Here is a 20,713-nt window from a genome sequence, read left to right as displayed (position 1 = left end):
AAAGGAAGAGATGATGAATAGAAGTTTAAAGATTGCAAGTGCTTTTATCGGTATTGTAGTAGGAGCAGGTTTTGCTTCCGGGCAGGAAATCCTTCAGTACTTCACAAGCTTTGGTTATTGGGGATTGGCCGCAGTTTTGGTTGCCGGAGCCCTGTTCGGTTATATAGGAATGATTTTGACGCGCCTTGGCAGCCGGATGAATACAAAATCCCATGAAGATGTAATCTATGCCATAAGCGGAAAAACACTTGGAAAAGTGATTGATTATACTTTGATTCTTACCTTATTCGGAATCCTGGTTGTGATGATAGCCGGAGCAGGTTCGATTTTCTCCCAGCAATTTGGTCTCGCACCAGCATTTGGCCGAAGCATTATGATTATCCTCGTTGTTCTCACCATCATGCTGAATGTTAAAAAAGTTATTACGATCATCAGCAGCATCACCCCATTTTTGGTCTTATTGGTCGTTGGAATTACCATCTACAGTTTGTTTACTATGAATTCGAGTTTTGCCGAGCTTGAACCGGTTGCCAGAGAACAATTGTCTTCAACACCTCATTGGCTGCTATCTGCCATCAACTACGTTGCATTAGCAATTGCGCTTGGCGCTCCCATGGCTTTGGTAATGGGTGGGGCAGAGAAGAACGAAAAAGTAGCGGCACGCGGCGGCTTGCTCGGTGGACTTGGCTTCGGAGCTTTGCTGTTGCTGAGTTATTACGCGATTTTCTCAAAAGTCGATGTGATCGGCAGTTCGGACTTGCCGATGCTGGCGCTGGCCGATACTATTTCACCGATTTTAGGGATCGTTATGGCAATTGTCATATTCGCGATGATCTACAATACGGCCGTTAGTTTATTGCTGTCATTTTCAGCTCGTTTCATGAAGATGGGCACAGGTCGTTTCCGTCTATTTGTCATCATTACAGGAGCTGCCGCATTTTTGTTGAGTTTTCTCGGATTTACCGCGCTCGTCAACTGGTTCTATCCGGTTGTCGGCTACTTGGGCTTATTATTAGTGGGAGCCCTGATAGTCGCAAATATCCGCGAAGTCGGAAAGAAGTAAGTTTCTAAACCAGCTGCTCGGCTATGGAGGCAGCTGGTTTTTATTGTGCTCGCCACCAGAAGAGATGATGAAAAATCCGCTGCTAGTATGGTATATTCAAGCTAACCGGCAGTAGTGAAACTGCTTGAAAAGAGGGGTTCTATGAAAATACTGGTGATTGGTGCAGGGGCCATGGGTTGTTTGTTTGCTGGCCGCTTGAAAGCACAACAAGCTGACGTTCTTCTATATAATAGATACAACCCGCATATAGAGCAGATCAATCAAAGCGGATTGGTGATTGTCGAGCGCGACGACAAGGAAACAACCATACCCTTAAAAGTTGTACAAGCTGTTTCCAAAGAGGATGGCTATGATGTTGTCTTGGTGCTGGTGAAAGCACATGCCAATAAAGCCGTATTAGAACCTATGAGAGATTCCTTTTCTCCGGATGCCTTGCTTATTACGATGCAAAACGGCCTTGGAAACCTGGAAACGATCAAAGAGTTTTTCCCGAAAAATCCATCGGCGGCAGGGACGATGGGCTGCGGTGCCAGTGTCGAAAGTGAAGGGCGAATCCTTCATCGGGGCTGGGGGAAAAACTACATCGGCCCGGTTGAAGAGGCAGCTGCGCAGGAAAAACTGTTGGACTTTATTGCCTTGCTGAATCGTTCGGGGCTGCAGACGGATTTGGCTGATGATGTCCAAACTGTCATCTGGAATAAATTATTCGTAAACCTTGCTTATAATTCGCTGACCGCATTGACCCGGTTGCGAAACGGTGACATCCTCAATACCGATGAAGGACAGGACTTGTTGCGGAATGTCGTGAGGGAAGCGGCACAAGTAGCGGAAAGGATAGGCGTTGCGGTGGATGCGGAACAAATTATCGCCAATTGCCTGCGGATGGGCAGGGAAGATATTGGCGCCAATAAATCGTCGATGCTGATGGACGTCATGCATAAACGGAAAACGGAAATCGATGCCATCAACGGAGCTGTAGCAAAACTAGGCAAGCGGCATGGCGTTGAAACGCCTTACAATGATTTGATAACAGGAATCATAAAAGTCATTGAAGCGAATTATGATCTTCAAGTCGACTAACTGCCAACAAATTCTGCTATACTTAAGGGATATTGTCCTGCACAAAAGGGCAGATAAGGACGGGATGAATTGAATCGATTAACTGCAACAGGTGATTATCTTTATACGTATGCCTACACAAATGATGAAGAAGCTTTATGCCAATTGGAAATGCGGTCTTTTTTCGGAAAAGACACGACTGAAAAAATCATCAAAAGCGGAGTGGCCATCAATCCCAGCCGAAGCCCGTTCATTAAAGAACGCATCGAATTGTTTTTTGAAGCCGATACCCTTCAGGCGATCATTGAAAAATCCACGGAAATAGACATGAGCGAAACGACGTTCAAAGTGATTTTTCTAAAGATCAATGGATTGTCTGAACAGGACCAAGTCGATTATTCAGGGAAACGGGATGTTGAACGACAGATCGGTTCGGCTATTACAGGAGAGGCGGATGTTCACAATCCGGATGTGACATTCGGTTTGATTCCTTTTGAAGGGCGTTGGTATTTCGGGCGTTATCTTCAAAGTGAACCGATTTGGTTTAAGCATATGAAAAAGCCAAGGGAATATTCAACGGCACTCAGTACACGAGTCGCACGGGCAGTGGCAAATATTGCAGTGCCGGAACCGAAAGGCGTTAAAGCGATCGATCCATGCTGCGGCATCGGCACGGTTTTGGTGGAGGCATTATCGATGGGCATTGACATTGTTGGTCGTGACATCAATCCGCTGGTGGTTGAAGGATCACGTGAAAATATCGCTCATTTCGGTTTGTCAGGCGACGTCAATCTCGGTCCGATCGCGGAAGTCGAAGAGCGGTACGATGTAGCTATCATCGATATGCCCTATAATTTATACACACATGCAACCCCTGCAGACCAATTGGCGATCTTGAAAGATGCCCATCCGTTTACGGAGAAACTGCTGGTCGTCACGATTGAGACGATGGACCATATGATCGAAGAAGCCGGATTTGTCGTCACAGACCGCTGCATCGCAAAAAAAGGGATGTTCCTGCGTGAAATTCTGGTCTGCCAGAAAGCAGTTTAACGGAATAAAGGCAACGCCGCGATTTGCGGCGTTTTTTTGTTGACTGAATGGTGATGGAATCAGCTGTTTTATGCATTGGACTGTATTTAAGCTTAAACGGACTGTATTTCAGGCGCAATGGATCGTATTTGGTCTCAAATGGATTGTATTTCATCCTGAACGAATCGTATTCTGTAAATCATCCAAAAATAAAGGAGATTCGAATGGAAAATTGAATACGTTAACAGTAACTTAATGAAAAAGGAGCTGCAGACAATGAAAACCACCAAAACGACTTTTCCAATCACCAAAGTTCGGGAACAATTCCCGGCTTTGTCCAGAACGTATAAAGGGAGACCCGTAGTTTATTTTGATGGCCCAGGAGGATCACAGGTCGTCAAGTCAGCAATCGAGGCAATTGCCGGCTATATGGAAAGAGGGGGCGGCAATCTTCATGGGACATTCCCATCCAGCTGGGAAACCGAGGGAATCATTTCAGAGGCAAGGTCGGCGGTCGCTGATTTCCTCAATGTCCAAGCAAAGGAAGTGGCCTTCGGTGCCAACATGACGACTTTGACGATTGCCATTGCCAATGCGCTTGGCAAGAAATTCAAAGCGGGTGACGAAATCGTCGTCACCGAAATGGATCACCGTGCCAATGTCGATCCGTGGATTATGATGGCAGAAGATCGCGGATTAACCGTTCGTTGGGTCAAAGTCGATACCGAAACAAAAACCTTGGATCTGACGGACTTGGATAATTTAATTAATGAAAAAACGAAAATTATTGCGGTCGGAATGGCTTCCAACGCCATTGGCACGGTCGTCGATCTCCAGCCTTTCGCTGAACGGGCGAAAAAAGTCGGTGCCTTGATGGTAGCGGATGCTGTACATGCGGCTCCGCATCTGCCGATTGACCGGGACCAGCAGGCGATTGATATCTTATTGTGCTCCGCCTATAAGTTCTTCGGTCCGCATATCGGCATTGCAGCCATCAAAGAAGAAGTTTTCGAGGACCTTGAACCTTATAAGCTGACCACTTCACCGAGCTATTATCCAGATAAATTGGAGACCGGAACGCAAAACCACGAAGGCATCGCAGGCATTCGTCCAGCTATTGAATTTTTCGCGGGACTCGGCGAAGGTGAAACCCGTCGGGAACGAATCTTAAGTGGAATGGAACACATTGAAGCTTATGAAAACAGATTGGCGAATCAGTTGCGGGAGGGTTTGGCAGCGATTCGAGGCGTGACGGTAACGCAGGCGGCGGCCGATGTCCTGAAAACACCGACCGTCGCTTTCCAGGTAGCCGGCATTGAACCGGGAGAAGTTTGCAGACGGTTAGCTGAAGAGTGCAGCATTTTTGTCGCGGCCGGCCATTTTTATGCATCAACTTTGGGCGATGTACTGGGCGTCAATGGCAGCGGCGGCTGGGTACGGGCTGGGCTTGCGCCTTACAGTACAGAAGAGGAAGTGGAGCGGTTGATTGCTGGAGTTGAAGAAGTAGTCAAACTGTAGTATGAATAGTCGACCTTTTTCTTTTTGCCCCGATTGGTGGTATACTGGTGGGAACTTGTTCCGTCAACGGAGAGCATTACATCATTTCCCGCAAAGGGAGATGAAAAAAGGAGAATGAATTTTTTGAAACAACCGAACAAAAACATACCGAATTTACCACCGAATTACGACGAATTGAAAAAAGCGGCGAACCGGACAGCCAACTGGAAAGAACGTTTGGCTGCGGTTGAAGAGCTTGGCAAGTGGAAAAGCGATCCAACGATCGACCTTTTGACACATCGCATGAACCATGACCCTGTCTATCAGGTACAAGAAGCAGCTTATGAGAAGTTAAAAGGTTTTGGAGAAAACGTCCATATGCCGGAACGGAAGAAATTTGATTTGATCAAAGACACTTCTAAAGTGCTTGTGCGCATCAAAAAAAGTTTGCCTGCAGACCACAGCTATGAAGACTTCAAAGTGAAGCTGCAAAAAATGCGTGTGGATATCTACGATACGTATAAAGGCGATAAAGGCGAGGATTTCGAAAAATGGTTGGAAGACCAGTGGAAATCTGCACCAACTAAATAAACAATAAAAAACCGGAGGCCTTTGAGGCTTCCGGTTTTTTCTAGCGGTATTTTTGGATGATCGGCCGTAAACGGTAGCCAAATAATCCAGCGAGTACTGCGAGTATCAAATCTTTTGGAAGCGGCACGGCCATCCAGGCCCAAGCCAGCTGGTAGGTGAAACCTTCAGGAGCAGCAAACCAGAGCTTATAGGCTGCATACATCCAATTGGTGCCGAATAAATAATTGATGGCTGTCCCGGTCAGTGCCGCAATGATGAAGCCTTTTTTGGAAGGCCACTTCTCCACAATCAATCCGACAATATAAGCAACGAAAATATAAGAAAGAATAAAGCCGAATGTCGGGCTGATCAAGGTATCCATGCCGCCTGAGAATTTTGCGAAGACGGGTACGCCGGCAAGGCCGATAAATGCGTATACAATCATGGAGATGGCCCCAATCCGGCTGCCGAGCAAAATACCTGCCAAAATGGAAAAGAAAGTCTGGAGGGTAATCGGAACGCCGCCGATAATTAAAAAAGAAGCGATATTTGCGCCAATAGCCATCAAGGCTGCGAACATGGCGATATGTACCAATTGCAAAGTGCGGGAATGATTGGCCGATCGGGCTGTTGTGGTCGTCATCAATATGCCTCCTGCTATTTATTATAAATTGAGTATAATCAGATAAAATATTTAAGTCAACCTATTTTTTATTTTAGTTAACACAAATCAAACACCAAAAAAGCTGACCCCTTGAGGTCAGCTTTTATTTATTACATTAAAATCCAGGTTTGTTCAATAGTTTGAAGATGTTGTTCTTGTAATCTTCTACTCCTGGCTGATCGAACGGGTTGATATCGAGCAGATAGGCACTGTAGGCACATGCCAGCATATAGAAATACAGCAAGTGGCCTAGGTGATATTCGTTGATTTTAGGAATCGTCAGGCTGAGTTGAGGGACGCCGCCATCCAAATGTGCGCTCGATGTGCCTTTGTATGCTACATGATTGAATTCCTGCAAGGAAAGTCCAGCCATGTAATTCAATTCATCATCATCGTTTTCGGCTTCAAAGATTGTCAGGTCTTCATTTGCTTCCTGGACCAGCAGGAAAGTTTCAAATAAATTGCGTTTGCCATCCTGGATGTATTGCCCCATGGAATGAAGATCTGTGGTAAAGGAGACCGATGCAGGGAAAATCCCTTTACCTTCTTTGCCTTCGCTTTCACCGAACAATTGCTTCCACCATTCCTGGACGAAAGAAAGTTTCGGTTCGAAAGTTGCCATCACTTCTGTGGTATAGCCTTCCACATAAAGCTGGTGGCGGACTGCTGCGTACTGCAATGCTGGATTTTCGTCAGCATCAGTGTTGTTGTACAGTTCTTCAGCATTGGCTGCTCCAGCGATCAGCTCGCGAATGGAATAACCAGCCGCCGCAATCGGCACCAACCCGACAGCGGTGAAAACAGAATAACGGCCGCCCACATCTGCAGGTACCACAAAACGTTCATAGCCGTTCTCCTCAGCAAGTGTCAGCAAAGCACCTTTTTCAGCATCAGTTGTGACAATGATCCGCTCAGCAGCTTCCTGGCCATAGCGTTTTTCCATATAATCCTTCAGGAAACGGAAAGCGATAGCCGGCTCTGTTGTTTTCCCTGATTTGGAAATGACATTGACCATAACGCGTTTGCCTTCAAGATGGGCAAGCAATTGCTTTAAGTATTCACCGCTGACCTGATGTCCTGCAAATACGACTTCCAGCCCCGATTCCTTACTGAAATAAGGATCCAATGCTGATAATACAGCTTTGGCGCCGAGGTATGAACCGCCGATGCCGATGACGACCAGTACATCCGCATTGTCACGAATTTGGGCAGCAGTTTTTTCGACTTTTGCCAAGAATTCCTCATCAAGCGTACTTGGCCAATCCAGCCAGCCAAGGAAATCCGAGCCTTTTCCTTCTTTGTTATAAAGGTTTTCATGAATCTGCTTTAACTGAGTTCTTTTTTCAAGTGTTAGTACAGAGCCAATAGACTCTGAAAATGTAACATTAACCATATTCACCCTCCTGTCTTTTGTTAAACAGTTTACCATATTGAAAAGGGAAATAGCAGAAGTTTTATGCTTTGAATAGAGCGTTCAAAAACTCTCCAAGAAAAGTCCACTGCCCATTACTCAAAGTGATCAGTAAACAACCCGTTTTTTCTTCTAAACTGTAGAGATGACTGCAAGAAACAAGGAGAATATCGGCTTTTCTAATTCAACTTTCCAATTAAAGTTTTTATTCTTTCACCTTGCTGTTGTTTATTGGTAAAATAAAGAAAACAACTGGGGGTTATTGTATGGCAAAGAAATTTTCAATCATCTTGGCATTGGCTGTGCTGCTTTTTTTGGCTGGTTGCCAGCAGCAGGCGACGCCTGAAGACAGACTGAAGGAATACATAGAGCATTGGAACAATGGAGAGTTTTCGGAGATGTACACCGCTTATTTAAATAGCGGTACGAAAGAAGCCTATGCTTCGGAAGATTTTGTCGAACGGCAGCAAAAGCTTTATGAAGATCTGGCGATTGAGAATGTTGAAGTGACTTATACGAATCCGGATGAGGATGCAAAATGGGATACGGAAAAACCGGCAGACTTTCCTGTGCAAGTGAAGATGGATACACTGGCAGGGCCTGTTGAATTTGAAAAAACGATGACTTTGTTATTTGAAACGAAGGAAGAAACTGAAGATTGGTTTGTTGAATGGGATCCATCCTTTATCTTTGAACAGCTGGAAAAAGGAGATGAAGTACAGGTATCTACAACAAAATCAGTGCGTGGAGAAATACTGGACCGCAACGAGCAGCCGATTGCCATCAATGGAACGGGCTTTAACATCGGAGTGGTTCCTGAGAACTTTACAGAAGCCTCTGCCAAAGATGATCTGGCAAATGTTCTCGGAATTTCTGTGGCTTCTATTGATGAAAAATTAGGGCAAAGCTGGGTTCAGGACAATCAGTTTGTCCCGATTTCGAAAGCGGCTAAAAACGATACGGAGTTATTGGAGAAAGCGACAGCAATTTCAGGCGTCACTTATCAGGAAACCGCGATGCGTGAATATCCCTACGGGGAAGCTCTTGGCCATTTAAGTGGCTACATTGGACCTATCACTGCTGAAAAGTTAGAGGAATTGAAAGATCAAGGTTATACAAACACTGACTCGATCGGCAGAAGAGGGCTCGAGCAAATCTTGGAAGAGCGTCTTCATGGTGCTAATGGCGTAAAAATTGTTATCGCCAAGCAAGGTGAAAATGGAGAAAAGGTGACAGTCGCTGAAACACCGGCTGAAAATGGGGAAACAATCATCTTGACGATTGATGCCGAACTCCAGAAATCGACCTATGAGTCGATGAAAGGGGAAGCGGGCACCAGTGCAGCGGTCAATCCGGAAACGGGAGAAACGCTTGTCTTGGCCAGCTCACCGGCTTATGATCCGAACGAATACATGCTGGGCATCAGTGAAAGCCGCTTCAAGGAACTGAGCGAAGATCCCTTGAATCCGCTTTTCAACCGTTTTGGCGCAGCATATGCACCAGGTTCGACCATCAAACCCGTGACAGCCGCTATCGGCATGGAAGCGGGAGCGCTTGATCCCGCGCAAGGTCTGCAGATTGATGGAGCAACCTGGCAAAAAGACGGTTCTTGGGGAGATTACCGGGTATCCCGTCTGCATCCGGAAGCCCCTAATCCCATCGATTTGAATAAAGCATTGGTGTATTCGGACAATATCTATTTTGCCCGCCAAGCGCTCGAAATGGGTAACGAAACATTTGTAGCAGGTTTGAAGAACTTCGGGTTTGGTGAGGAAATTCCCTTTGCCCTGGAATTGCAGCCTTCACAGATTTCCAATGAAGGCACTTTAGGATCTGAAGGCCAACTGGCCGATACTTCTTTCGGCCAAGGACAGATGCTGACGAATATTCTTCATCTGGCTACGATGTATCAGCCCTTCCTGACAGACGGCATCATGTATAAGCCGCTGCTGTATATGGAAGAGGAGAAAGGGCAGGTATGGAAAGAGGGAGTGCTGAGTGCAGAAAATGCTGCGATACTGCGCAAAGGGATGCGTAATGTTGTAGTGGACGGCTACGCCCAGTCAGCCAATAGCTCTTCCGTAAAAATTGCCGGTAAAACGGGTACTGCTGAATTGAAAGGTGCAATCGGAGAAGAAGGTCAGGAAAACGGCTTTTTCGTTGCGTATGATTCCGATCAGCCGGACTTTATTCTTGCAATGATGATTGAATCTATTGAAGACAATGGCGGAAGTGATTATGTCGCCGGATTTGCAGCGAAAGTCTTTGAAGAGTATAAGCAGAATCGATAACCGCAGCAGCTACCCTTTCTTCAGGTAGCTGTTTTTATTTTTGTATAGCGAAGTATTTGGAATTATCCGAAAAATAACGGAGTTAATTGCAGGAATTCCCATATGAATATTGAATAGAAAAGGTAAAGGAATTGCTGCGGAATTACGGACCATAAGCGTTAGGGGGGATTGGGTGGAATACAGACATTTAGGGGAAACGGGAATGAAGATTTCAGCGATAAGTTTGGGCACCATGGCTTTTGGGCGTTGGATAGATGAACAGGCTTCATTTGAAATCATGGATGTAGCGATGGATCGAGGAATCAATGTAATCGATACCGCCAATTTTTACGGCAAGGGACAGGATGAGCCGTTTAAATATGGGACAGGAGAATGTGAAGAAATTGTCGGCAAGTACTTGAAAGGAAAACGGAATCAGACAATCCTAGCCACAAAAGTCGGGTTGCCGATGGGCAAAGGCCCAAACCAGCAAGGGCTTTCAAAGCTTCATATCATGCAGCAGGCAGAAGAGTCGTTGAGGCGTCTTCAGACCGAGTGGATTGATTTGTACCAAGTGCACCGCTTTGATGAAACGACTCCATTGGAAGAAACTTTGTCTGCGCTGACGGATTTGGTGAGACAGGGGAAGGTCCGCTATATCGGCTGTTCGAATTTTGCTGCATGGCAAATGGCGAAAGCAAGAGGGATCAGTGATTTTCATAGTCTCGAGCATTTCGTTTCGAGCCAGTCCGAATATAATTTATTATCGCGCGAATTGGAAAGAGAGGTAGTTCCTTATTGCGCAGCTGAGAAAACGGGTCTGCTGGTCTACAGCCCTATGGCACGGGGCATGCTGTCCGGAAAATACAAAGCAAAAGGCGATATGCCCGAAGGCAGCCGTGCAGCAAAAGGAGAAGATCTTATTCAGCGTTATTTTACGGAAGCTAATTTTGAACGGGTCGCTGCTTACAACGATTTGGCAGTTGAGCAGGAGTGTCAGTTGTCGCAGTTTGCATTGGCATGGACGCTGAACCAACCGGCAGTTACTTCCGCAATCGTGGGTGCAAGCAAACCGTATCATGTCTCAGAGGCTGCGGACATCAGTGGTTGGAAATGGCCAGAAAATCTAAAAGCGCAAGTGGCAAAAGTAAATTAGAAGCTGATCAGGAAAAATGAACCGATAATAGCGATTTCCAATGTTAGGAAGAGGGAGAGGAACTTGAAAAAAACCTGGTGGAAAGAAGCCGTAGTCTATCAAATTTATCCACGGAGCTTTAATGATTCAAATGGGGATGGCATCGGGGATTTAAATGGCGTGACAGAAAAACTGGATTATTTAAACGACTTGGGCATCAGCATCATCTGGATTTGTCCAATGTATAAATCCCCAAATGTAGATAATGGGTATGATATCAGTGATTATCAGGCCATTATGGACGAAATGGGAACGATGGAGGATTTTGACCGTTTACTCAAAGAAGTCCATAAAAGAGGAATGCGACTCATCATCGATCTGGTTATTAATCATACAAGTGACCAGCATCCGTGGTTTGTGGAATCCCGTTCTTCAAAAGATAGTCCGAAACGAGATTGGTATGTCTGGCGGGACCAGCAAACCAATTGGGAATGTATTTTCGGGGGACCAGCATGGACTTTTGACCCGAAATCCAATCAATACTATCTCCATATCTTCACCAAAAACCAAGTGGATTTGAATTGGGAAAATGAAGATATGCGCAAAGCCGTCTATGAAATGATCCGCTGGTGGCTGGATAAAGGAGTTGATGGTTTCCGTGTAGATGCTATCAACCATATAAAGAAAGAATACAGCGATATGCCAAATCCTAAATACCTTCCGTATGTTCCAGCTTGGGAAAAATTCACGGAAGTGGAAGGTCTGCAGGAAATGCTGGCAGAATTGAAAGAGAAAGCTTTTTCGGGTTATGATATTGTCACAGTTGGCGAAGCAAACAGCGTTAAATCACATGACATGGAACAATGGATCAGTGAGCATGAGGGTAAATTCAATATGATTTTCCATCGGGAAGCCTTGGAAGCAGCCAGTGATGAAGTTAATGGCGGATTGGACGTAGAAGATTTAAGAGAAGTTCTGGACCGCTGGCAAAAAGCAGCCCACGGTGTCGCATGGAACTCCCTGTATCTTGAAAACCATGACCGCCCAAGAACGGTTTCCATTTGGGGAAATGATCGGGATTATTGGTTTGAAAGTGCAACGGCTTTGGGATGCATGTACTTTTTCATGCAGGGCACGCCATTCATCTATCAAGGGCAGGAAATCGGGATGACCAATGCGCCGTTTGATGATATTGACATGTACAATGACATTGAAACCAAAAATATGTACCGGTACAACCGCAAAGAAGGCGTTCCCCATGAAGATTTGATGAAAATCATCAAAAAAATCAGCCGAGACCATGCCCGTACGCCGATGCAATGGAACAGCAGGAAATACGGTGGCTTCTCAACTGCCGAACCATGGCTGGCAGTAAACCCAAATTATAAATGGCTGAATGTAGAAGCTCAGAAAGACGACCCGAAATCCATTTGGTCTTATTATAAAAAGATGATTCACCTGCGGCAAAACTGGGATGTGCTGGTATACGGAACGACCAATTTGACGGATTCCGGTTGCCCCGATGTCTATGCTTATGTACGGGAAGACCGCTATACCAAAATGCTGATTGCTTCCAATTTAAGCGAACGCCCTTGCACATGGAATACGCCGTATGATGCTGAACTTCTTCTGACCAATTACGAAAAACGGGTTAAAGGGGTGCTTCAACCTTATGAAGCATGCATCTATTTTATGAAAAAAGAAATTTATGGATAGCATAGCAGGTAAATTAAGCCTCCTCATTGTTTTACTTAACAATGAGGAGGCTTTTGATGTGGAAAATAAATAGGCACAAATGTATGAGTATATAAGCTCATAATCGTTTTATGGTCGGAATTTTCTTGAGAATTTCCCAATTACGGAAAAACGGATGTTCTGCTAACGTAAGTGTATGGCAGGTTCACCAACCGGGATTACGTTAAGGTGCGGGACGCCGCTCCTGGATCCTAACAGCCATATACCATATTGGAAAAGGGGATTGAACGATGAAGAAATCAGCAAAATTCATTACGACGGCAATGTTGGCAGCTACTTTGCTAATACCGGCAATGGGCGTCAGCGCCAACGGGGAATCCACTGAAACAGCGAATGGCAATGAGAAATTCCGTGTACTCGTCGATTCGGCGAATCAACAGGACCTGAAAAATGCTAAAAACCAATACGGGGTCCAATGGGATTTTAAAGGTGAAGGATTCACCACCAATATGAACGCAAAGCAATATGAGGCTCTCCAGAAAAACAAAAATATAAAAGTAGAAAAAGTTCCTGAATACAGCATTGAAGCCACATCTTCTGAACCGCTTGCCAAATATTCAACAATGGCTGCTTCTCAAGCGACGCCATGGGGCATTAAAGCAATCTATAATAATTCCAGCCTGGCCAAGACATCAGGTGGTGCTGGCATCAATATCGCCGTTCTGGATACTGGGGTTAATGTGAATCATCCCGATCTATCGGGCAATATTGAACAATGTAAAGACTTTACTCTAGGCGCGAGCATCACAAACGGCACCTGTACAGATCGTCAGGGGCATGGCACACACGTAGCCGGTTCAGCTCTTGCGAATGGGAATGGAGGATTATATGGAGTTGCTCCTCAATCCGATCTTTGGGCTTATAAGGTATTAGGCGACGATGGTTCAGGTTCTTCCGATGATATTGCTGCAGCTATTCGCCACGTTGCAGATCAGGCTACTGCTTTAAAAACGAAAGTAGTCATCAATATGTCTCTAGGATCTTCTGCGGAAAGCAGCTTGATTACAAACGCAGTCAACTATGCATATAACAAAGGGGTATTGATTATTGCAGCAGCTGGCAACTCAGGTCCTGCACAAGGATCAATCGGCTTCCCAGGCGCATTGCCGAATGCAGTAGCAGTTGCGGCACTTGAAAACGTGATCCAGAACGGCACATACCGTGTGGCGGATTTCTCTTCACGCGGCTATAGCTCTACAGATGGCGATTATTCAATCGGCAAATACGATGTTGAAGTTTCAGCTCCTGGAGCAGCGGTATACTCTGCTTGGTATACAGGCGGCTATGCAACAATCAGTGGAACTTCAATGGCTTCGCCGCATGCAGCAGGCCTTGCAGCAAAAATTTGGGCAACGACTCCAAATTCTTCAAACGTCCAAATTCGTGCGAATCTGCAAAATCGCGCCAAAGCATATGACATCCTTTCAGGATCAGGTGCTGGTGTTGGTGATGATTACGCATCAGGCTTTGGATTCTCACGTGTACAATAAACAGTAATAACTTTAAATGCCAAACAATCCCTTCAAAAATGTCGGGATTGTTTTTTTATGGTATATTTCTTTTAATCTGTAAAAAAGGGTGAAATTATGAACGTCGGCTCGATTATCAAATACTACCGCTCGAAAAACAATTTGACGCAATCTCAATTGGCAGATGGCATCTGTTCGATTTCTCATTTGAGCAAAATCGAATCCAATGCTTATTTGCCGCACGAATCCACTATCAAGGCATTGTTGTTGAAAATGGGCGTCCAATTGAACAAAGAACTGGAAAAGCATAAGCGGCTGGAAAAACTGCTCGGGAGATTTGTTGACTGCTCTCTTCATTACGATCTTGAAACCATGCGCAATTTGTACCAGCAACTTGAAGTGGAAAATGATTATATACAATCCACCGGGTTGGTGAACCAGTACGAATTGTATAAATTCCGTTTTTATATTTATGACAATGACAGAGTCAAGGCAGAACGGCAGAAAAAGCTGCTGGAACGCATGAAAGCTTCTTTTTTAGCAGCAGAGCTTTGGGTACATCAGTTTTTTCAATCGCTGTACTCCTCTATGATGGGGGACAACAGCCGGTCCCTCGAATTCCTAAACAACCTGGATTCAGGAATCCAGAGCATTCCTCAAAAGTTTGAAGGGGAGTTTTATTACCAGAAGGCACGCATGCTGGTGCTGGCTGACCGCTATGAGTTGTCTGCGCATTACGCAGAACTGGCGGTACGATCTTTCCAGCTTCACCATAATTACATCCGGCTCCTGCATGCGCAAATGCTGTTGGCCATCAATTATACCCGGAGAAACCTGCTGGTACAGGCAGAAAGCATTTACGAAGTGCTGATCCGCAACACGCACTTGACGAAACAAATGGAATTGCATAACCAAACACTCTACAACTACACCGAGTTGCTGAAAATCAAAGGCGAGCATGGGGAAGCCTTAGAAATACTGCATGCATTAAAAGACAAAATAACTCCCGACAGTTATTTCTACAAAGCTGTACTATTAAGTTTATTGGAAGCAATGGTTGAAACAGGCCAAAATGCCACGCTGCTGATTGAGGAACTGAAAGCAATCAGCAATCCATTAGAGGATAAATACTTTCATATTTATGCCAATTACTTCGATAAAAGAAATTTTTCCCAACCAGATCTTTTGACCTATTCTGAAGAAAAAATGTTTCCATTTTTCAGAAAACATGGTTATATAAAGGAAACGAAAACTATTGCAGCTGAATTAGCAGATTATTACCAAAAACAAGAAGATTGGGAAAAAGCTTATTTTTACCAATCTTATCGGGAAGAGAATGGCGGTGAATTGAAATGATGAAAACAAAACTGTTTCTGCTATCAGCCTTGTCCACTGGTTTATTGGGTGTGATGGTCATCGGCGGTCCAAATATCCTGCCGCCAATTTAATCGGTTCAATAAATAGCAGCTCAACTTTGAGCATTTTTCAGGCTACAGGCAAACTCATTCTAACTGAGTTTGCCTGTAGCCATTTTCATGGAAAAACTCCCGTTGCCAGGAAGCATGGTGGTTTCTGTAAGCAGCGATATCGTATGATAGAGATTAAGAAAGGGGAGAGGAATGTGTATAGCAAGAAGCAATATGTCTTTGACAATGACAAGCCGGTGAAGGCAGAGATCCGTAATTATGGAAAGTCTGATTTTCCGGATTTGATTGCCATTCAAAAGGAAAGTTTTCCGCCCCCATTCTCTTCAGATCTCTGGTGGAATGAACAACAATTGGCGAGTCATGTAGCTCTGTATCCAGAAGGATCACTGTGCATTGAAGTTGAAGGAGAAGTAGTGGGTTCGATGACGGCATTGTTGACGGATTTTGATCCTGCTCATCCGGAGCACACATGGCAAGAGGCGACGGACAACGGCTATATCCAAAACCATAAGGCGGATGGTGCGACATTGTATATCGTTGATATCTGTGTTCATCCGAAATACCGGTCGTTGAAATTGGGGCAGCTTCTGATGCAGGCGATGTATGAGCGAGTGGTGCACGATGGGCTGGAACGTCTGCTTGGCGGGGGCAGAATGCCCGGATACCATAATTATTCTGACCGGTTTACAGCCGAACAGTACGCAGAACAAGTCATCGGCGGAAAGCTGAAAGATCCCGTGATTTCGTTTCTTCTGCGTTGTGGGAGAACGCCGGTAGCAGTGGTGTCCAATTATGTAGAAGACAAAGAATCTGCCGATTACGCATTGCTGATGGAGTGGAAAAATCCATTTCGCCAGTAAAACTGGGTAGCTATAAAAAACAAGCCATAGAAATTATGGCTTGTTTTTTTATAGCTATAGATTATAACGAAACGCTTGAACGACGATGCCGTCATCAAGAGGAGCAAAGTCAAGTTGAGGTACACGCTGGAATCCCATTTTTTCATAAAGTGCAATGGCGTTTTCCATAAAACTGCCGGTATGGAGACCCACGAACTTTTGCCGGCGAATTTTAGAAATATCGATGCAATGCTCGACTAAAGTTTTGCCGACGCCTCGGGAACGGAATTCTGCACTGACAGCCAACATGCGGATTTCAGGATATTCAATCTTTTGGGTATCCCATCCATATGCAATGGACTCAGCTGGAAACAGGGCCACACTGCCAGCAATGTGGCCATCAATTTCTGCGACGAATACTTCAACACCAGGATCCTGGTCGTTGGTGGAAGCTAAATTGGCTTTCAGCATTTCCCAATGTTCTGGTGTAAGGACTTCTTTATATGGCTGATAGGAAGACAATCGTTGTTCTTTCAATAAAAAAAATTCACTGCTTTTAGCTTGTCGGATCAACACATGATCATCTCCTTTAGCTTGCACTTCTGATTCTTTTAAATTGTTCGGGGAATAACGTGATTCCAAGTGTGTTCATAAAAACGCGGATTCACTAATGCTTCAGACAGTGAATGAAACTATATTGCTTTCACAAAGTTATTGTAGACAAGGTAATTATAAAGAAATATATTGCATACAGCAAGAAAGGAATTTAGAAGCTATTGATGAAACCGCATACATGTGTAAGTTATTTGACGATTATAAAAATAATGAAATTATTATTTTTTTATTCGTTGAATTCTGACAAATGTGCTCTATAATAAATAGAAAAGAAAGGATAGGATAATTATGAAAAAAGATTTGCGCATCAACAGTAAGGTTTTTAGTGAAGGGGCAATGAAAGCACCGAACCGTGCCATGCTTCGTTCAGTGGGTGTAACAGATGAAGATTTCAAGAAACCGATGATTGGTGTCGCGAGCACATGGAGCGAAGTGACACCGTGTAATATACATATTGACGACTTGGCGATCAGTGCAAAAAAAGGTGCTAGAGAAGCTGGGGGTGTCCCATTCATATTTAATACGATTACAGTGTCTGACGGAATTTCCATGGGAACCGAAGGCATGAAATATTCTCTTTCAAGCCGCGATGTGATTGCCGATTCGATTGAAACTGTAGTAGGGGCGGAAAGTTTGGATGGTTTAGTGGCCATCGGCGGATGTGATAAGAACATTCCGGGTTGCTTGATCGCCATTGCCAATTCAGAGGTTCCAGCTGTTTTTGTGTACGGTGGTACGATTGCGCCTGGACGCCACAATGGGCAGGATATCGACATTGTTTCGGTATTTGAGGGTGTCGGCCAGCATAATAATGGAGACATCAACGATGACACGCTTCGCAATATCGAATGCGGTGCTTGTCCAGGAGCAGGATCATGCGGCGGCATGTATACTGCAAATACAATGGCATCTGCGGCTGAAGCGATGGGCATGAGTTTGCCGGGGAGCGCTTCGAACCCGGCAGTATCTCCTGAAAAGCTAGCGGATTGTGAAAAAGCTGGAGCAGCAGTACATAACTTGCTTGAACTGGGAGTTTATCCGAAAGACATTATGACGAAAGAAGCGTTCGAGAACGCCATCACCGTTGTTATGGCGCTTGGCGGTTCAACAAATGCTATCTTGCACTTACTGGCTATTGCGCATGCAGCGGAAGTTGATTTGACAATCGACGATTTCAACCGCCTGCAGAAGACGGTTCCGCATTTGGCCGATTTGAAGCCGAGCGGCAAATACGTCATGCAGGACTTGCACGAGGTTGGCGGAGTACAGGCAGTCATGAAAATGCTGCTTGAAGCAGGCTATATTCATGGAGATTGCATGACGGTCACAGGCAAAACAGTGGCTGAAAATCTTCAGGAGTCGCCTGGATTGCAGGAAGGGCAAAAAGTCATCATGCCTTTCGATAATCCGAAACGCAAAGATGGTCCCCTGATCGTCCTGAAAGGGAATCTTTCGCCGAACGGCGCAGTAGCGAAAGTGTCCGGCGTAAAAGTGAAACGGCACACAGGTCCTGCTCGCGTTTATAATAACGAAAAAGAAGCAACGGCAGCCGTTATGGCCAATGAAATCAACGATGGAGACGTATTGGTCATCCGCTATGTAGGACCAAAAGGCGGTCCGGGAATGCCGGAAATGCTATCGGTATCTGCAATTCTGGTTGGTAAAGGCATGGGCGCATCCGTCGCTTTGCTGACTGACGGGCGTTTTTCAGGGGGAACCCACGGTCTTGTAGTTGGACATATTGCACCCGAGGCACAAGTTGGCGGGCCGATCGCCTTTTTACAGGAAGGCGATCTGGTGACAATCGATTCGGAGTTGCAGGAAATTTCCATGGATGTTTCCGAAGCAGAACTGGAAGAGCGCCGCAAACAATGGGTAGCGCCACCGCTTCATAAAAAAGGTGTTCTTGGAAAATACGCACATAACGTGTCATGTTCTTCAAAAGGAGCAGTTACAGATTATTTGAATCGATAAGTTTACTCGGTGGGAGTTCACATTCCCGCTGAGTTGTTCTGATCTAAATAGACGAAATATTGAATAAAATATTGTTTTGGAGCTGTGCTCTTATCATAGGCCTATCTTGCTTAATCTAATGCTATTTCTGCTGGAAACTGAAGAAGTCAGCTGGATTATGAAATTGCTGATTACCAGTTAAATTAAAAAGCTCTATTCTGCAGGGGTTTATATTCCGCAGAAATGTAACGCACCATATGGACTTTCACGAGGAATGGATGCCCAACTTCCATAAGAGCATTCAATTCATCGGTAAAGCGCGATAAAAAAGGGGGAAGCAAAAGTATGGCAAAGAAGAAGTTCGGATTTATTTCGGTGATGATGGCCAGTGTTTTAGCATTAACGGCATGTGGAGGTTCCGATAGCAGTTCATCTTCAGAAGAAGGAAGCTCAGGAGAAACCTATGTCCTTCAAGCTGGACATTCGCTGCCAGATGACCACCCTTACCATATCGGCTTTTTAGAGATGGCTGAAGCGGTAGAAGAACGTACAGATGGCCAAGTAAAAATTGAAGTGTTCGCGAACAGTGAGATTGGTGCGGAACGTGAGTTGACTGAAGGAATGGGACTGGGGACAGTCGATTTGGTGGTCTCTTCAACCGCACCAGTCACTAACTTTGTGCCGGAGTTGGGCGTATTGGATGTGCCATTCCTTTTTCAAGATCGTGAATCCGCAGTAGAGGTTCTCGAAGGCGACATTGGAGACGAGTTATTCGCCAAAATGGAGGAAAACGGCATTATCGGCTTATCATGGGGAGAAAATGGTTATCGCCACATCACCAATGCAGTACGTCCAGTCGAAACTCCTGAAGATTTGAAAGGCCTGAAGATCAGAACACAGGAAAATGAAATTCATCTAGCTGCTTTTGAGGCATTAGGTGCGCAGCCGACACCAATGGCTTGGACTGAAGCGATTACAGCTTTGCAACAAGGGGTTGTTGATGCACAGGAAAATCCGGCAATTGTCGCAGATCAGTTCAGTCTTTACGATGCCAATCAGAAATATATGAGTTTAACAGGACATGTTTATTCCGTTGCCATCTATATGATGAGCCAGCAAACATACGACGAACTGCCTGAAGATTTGCGTGACATCGTTGTCGAAGAGGGGCAAAAAGCAGGAGCGAAAGAACGTGATTTGATTGTCGAAATGGAGAAGGAATCCATTCAGAACTTGAAAGATAACGGTGTGGAAATCATCGAAGACATCGACACTGCACCTTTCCAGGAAGCGGTTCAACCGGTTTATGAAACCATCGAGCACCAGGATCTGCTCAATGAAATTCTGGACGCCCAATAATTGAACGAGGAAAACTTTTAACAGAAGTTTTCTTTATCTTTATTGTTCGTTAAAGCATGGAGATATAAGGAAATCTGAAAAAGAGAGAATCTATTCTCTCTTTTTTCTATCGGGGGAAAGGCGATGAATAAATTAGTCGATTACATGAACTGGGGCATCAAGCACGTATTGAACCTTTTGATGGCTTTGTTGGTCGTTGTGGTTTTTCTGCAGGTGATTTTCCGCTTTGCACTTGATTCACCGCTTGCCTGGACTGAAGAATTGGCACGTTACAGCTTGATTTGGCTGACTTTTTTAGGAGCAGCTTATGCAATGTCTTCAAAGGCGCACATCGGGATGGAATTTTTTGTGAATTTATTTAGCCTCTCTATCCGCAAAGCACTCTACATCATCGCGACATTTGCCAGTCTGCTTTTTTTCCTGTTGATGGTAATAGAAGGCTATGACTTGGCGATGCAAGGGATGTCACAATTATCGCCGGTGTTACGAATTCCTATGGGGATGATTTATATGGTCATTCCAGTGAGTGGTGCGATTTTAATTATCAATATGGCCTCGCAGTTTTCAAAAGACTTTAAAAGCGGGGGTGTCTGAA

At 44.9% G+C, this 20,713-nt stretch carries 17 protein-coding genes; 14 read left to right on the top strand and 3 right to left on the bottom strand.

What is annotated here, in order from left to right:
• Window positions 1-13 precede the first annotated feature (13 nt).
• The 5 genes from H9630_RS13940 (at window position 14) to H9630_RS13920 (ending at window position 5,242) form a co-directional block, all read left to right on the top strand.
• The gene (locus H9630_RS13940; protein ID WP_191716449.1) at window positions 14-1,063 is read left to right on the top strand and encodes a YkvI family membrane protein; all 1,050 of its coding nucleotides are present in this window, start codon (window positions 14-16) and stop codon (window positions 1,061-1,063) included.
• Window positions 1,064-1,204: 141 nt separating this feature from the next.
• Complete coding sequence (locus H9630_RS13935; RefSeq protein ID WP_191716105.1) at window positions 1,205-2,143, top strand: ketopantoate reductase family protein; 939 nt, start codon at window positions 1,205-1,207, stop codon at window positions 2,141-2,143.
• A 69-nt stretch (window positions 2,144-2,212) separates the two neighbouring features.
• Window positions 2,213-3,175, top strand: coding sequence for a TRM11 family SAM-dependent methyltransferase (locus H9630_RS13930; RefSeq protein WP_191716104.1), 963 nt, complete (start codon window positions 2,213-2,215; stop codon window positions 3,173-3,175).
• A gap of 255 nt (window positions 3,176-3,430) precedes the next feature.
• On the top strand, window positions 3,431-4,672 hold the full coding sequence (locus H9630_RS13925; protein ID WP_191716103.1) for a cysteine desulfurase-like protein: 1,242 nt from the start codon (window positions 3,431-3,433) through the stop codon (window positions 4,670-4,672).
• Window positions 4,673-4,795: 123 nt separating this feature from the next.
• Window positions 4,796-5,242 (top strand): HEAT repeat domain-containing protein, encoded by a 447-nt coding sequence (locus H9630_RS13920; protein ID WP_225218570.1) that lies wholly within the window; start codon window positions 4,796-4,798, stop codon window positions 5,240-5,242.
• Window positions 5,243-5,282: 40 nt separating this feature from the next.
• Here the strand turns inward: H9630_RS13920 and H9630_RS13915 are convergent, their stop codons facing one another.
• Together H9630_RS13915 and H9630_RS13910 are read right to left on the bottom strand one after the other, a co-directional pair.
• Window positions 5,283-5,864, bottom strand: a complete 582-nt coding sequence (locus H9630_RS13915; RefSeq protein WP_191716101.1) for a biotin transporter BioY — start codon at window positions 5,862-5,864, stop codon at window positions 5,283-5,285.
• A gap of 136 nt (window positions 5,865-6,000) precedes the next feature.
• Window positions 6,001-7,278, bottom strand: coding sequence for a glucose-6-phosphate isomerase (locus H9630_RS13910; protein WP_191716100.1), 1,278 nt, complete (start codon window positions 7,276-7,278; stop codon window positions 6,001-6,003).
• Between the two features lie 284 nt (window positions 7,279-7,562).
• Between H9630_RS13910 and H9630_RS13905 the strand changes: the two genes are divergently transcribed.
• The 6 genes from H9630_RS13905 (at window position 7,563) to H9630_RS13880 (ending at window position 16,212) form a co-directional block, all read left to right on the top strand.
• Window positions 7,563-9,587: a penicillin-binding transpeptidase domain-containing protein gene (locus H9630_RS13905; RefSeq protein ID WP_191716099.1), complete on the top strand. Its 2,025-nt coding sequence runs from the start codon at window positions 7,563-7,565 to the stop codon at window positions 9,585-9,587.
• A gap of 172 nt (window positions 9,588-9,759) precedes the next feature.
• Window positions 9,760-10,722 (top strand): aldo/keto reductase, encoded by a 963-nt coding sequence (locus tag H9630_RS13900; RefSeq protein WP_191716098.1) that lies wholly within the window; start codon window positions 9,760-9,762, stop codon window positions 10,720-10,722.
• 63 nt (window positions 10,723-10,785) lie between these two features.
• The gene (locus H9630_RS13895; RefSeq protein ID WP_191716097.1) at window positions 10,786-12,417 is read left to right on the top strand and encodes a glycoside hydrolase family 13 protein; all 1,632 of its coding nucleotides are present in this window, start codon (window positions 10,786-10,788) and stop codon (window positions 12,415-12,417) included.
• Window positions 12,418-12,686: 269 nt separating this feature from the next.
• Window positions 12,687-13,946: a S8 family peptidase gene (locus tag H9630_RS13890; protein WP_191716096.1), complete on the top strand. Its 1,260-nt coding sequence runs from the start codon at window positions 12,687-12,689 to the stop codon at window positions 13,944-13,946.
• 96 nt (window positions 13,947-14,042) lie between these two features.
• Window positions 14,043-15,281 carry a helix-turn-helix domain-containing protein gene (locus H9630_RS13885; RefSeq protein WP_191716095.1) on the top strand — a complete coding sequence of 413 codons (1,239 nt, stop codon included), beginning with the start codon at window positions 14,043-14,045 and terminating at the stop codon, window positions 15,279-15,281.
• 265 nt (window positions 15,282-15,546) lie between these two features.
• Window positions 15,547-16,212, top strand: a complete 666-nt coding sequence (locus H9630_RS13880) for a GNAT family N-acetyltransferase (RefSeq protein ID WP_191716094.1) — start codon at window positions 15,547-15,549, stop codon at window positions 16,210-16,212.
• A gap of 54 nt (window positions 16,213-16,266) precedes the next feature.
• Here H9630_RS13880 and H9630_RS13875 read toward each other — a convergent pair whose 3' ends face one another.
• Window positions 16,267-16,767: a GNAT family N-acetyltransferase gene (locus H9630_RS13875; protein WP_191716093.1), complete on the bottom strand. Its 501-nt coding sequence runs from the start codon at window positions 16,765-16,767 to the stop codon at window positions 16,267-16,269.
• 327 nt (window positions 16,768-17,094) lie between these two features.
• On the opposite strand from H9630_RS13875, the gene ilvD reads away from it, so the two are divergent.
• From ilvD to H9630_RS13860, 3 genes are all read left to right on the top strand, one after another.
• Window positions 17,095-18,780: a dihydroxy-acid dehydratase gene (ilvD, locus tag H9630_RS13870; RefSeq protein ID WP_191716092.1), complete on the top strand. Its 1,686-nt coding sequence runs from the start codon at window positions 17,095-17,097 to the stop codon at window positions 18,778-18,780.
• A gap of 324 nt (window positions 18,781-19,104) precedes the next feature.
• The gene (locus H9630_RS13865) at window positions 19,105-20,118 is read left to right on the top strand and encodes a TRAP transporter substrate-binding protein (protein WP_191716091.1); all 1,014 of its coding nucleotides are present in this window, start codon (window positions 19,105-19,107) and stop codon (window positions 20,116-20,118) included.
• Between the two features lie 123 nt (window positions 20,119-20,241).
• Complete coding sequence (locus H9630_RS13860; RefSeq protein ID WP_191716090.1) at window positions 20,242-20,712, top strand: TRAP transporter small permease; 471 nt, start codon at window positions 20,242-20,244, stop codon at window positions 20,710-20,712.
• Window position 20,713: the final 1 nt, after the last annotated feature.

This window comes from Planococcus wigleyi, from assembly GCF_014836985.1.
GTDB lineage: Bacteria > Bacillota > Bacilli > Bacillales_A > Planococcaceae > Planococcus > Planococcus notacanthi.
This window is presented reverse-complemented; position numbering and strand designations above follow the sequence as displayed.

Bases quoted from the DNA above. Each gene is read 5' to 3' on its own strand.
- H9630_RS13940 (WP_191716449.1), top strand. From the start codon at position 14: ATGAATAGAAGTTTAAAGATTGCAAGTGCTTTTATCGGTATTGTAGTA.
- H9630_RS13935 (WP_191716105.1), top strand. From the start codon at position 1,205: ATGAAAATACTGGTGATTGGTGCAGGGGCCATGGGTTGTTTGTTTGCT.
- H9630_RS13925 (WP_191716103.1), top strand. From the start codon at position 3,431: ATGAAAACCACCAAAACGACTTTTCCAATCACCAAAGTTCGGGAACAA.
- H9630_RS13915 (WP_191716101.1), bottom strand. From the start codon at position 5,864: ATGACGACCACAACAGCCCGATCGGCCAATCATTCCCGCACTTTGCAA.
- H9630_RS13910 (WP_191716100.1), bottom strand. From the start codon at position 7,278: ATGGTTAATGTTACATTTTCAGAGTCTATTGGCTCTGTACTAACACTT.
- H9630_RS13905 (WP_191716099.1), top strand. From the start codon at position 7,563: ATGGCAAAGAAATTTTCAATCATCTTGGCATTGGCTGTGCTGCTTTTT.
- H9630_RS13890 (WP_191716096.1), top strand. From the start codon at position 12,687: ATGAAGAAATCAGCAAAATTCATTACGACGGCAATGTTGGCAGCTACT.
- H9630_RS13885 (WP_191716095.1), top strand. From the start codon at position 14,043: ATGAACGTCGGCTCGATTATCAAATACTACCGCTCGAAAAACAATTTG.
- ilvD (WP_191716092.1), top strand. From the start codon at position 17,095: ATGAAAAAAGATTTGCGCATCAACAGTAAGGTTTTTAGTGAAGGGGCA.
- H9630_RS13865 (WP_191716091.1), top strand. From the start codon at position 19,105: ATGGCAAAGAAGAAGTTCGGATTTATTTCGGTGATGATGGCCAGTGTT.
- H9630_RS13860 (WP_191716090.1), top strand. From the start codon at position 20,242: ATGAATAAATTAGTCGATTACATGAACTGGGGCATCAAGCACGTATTG.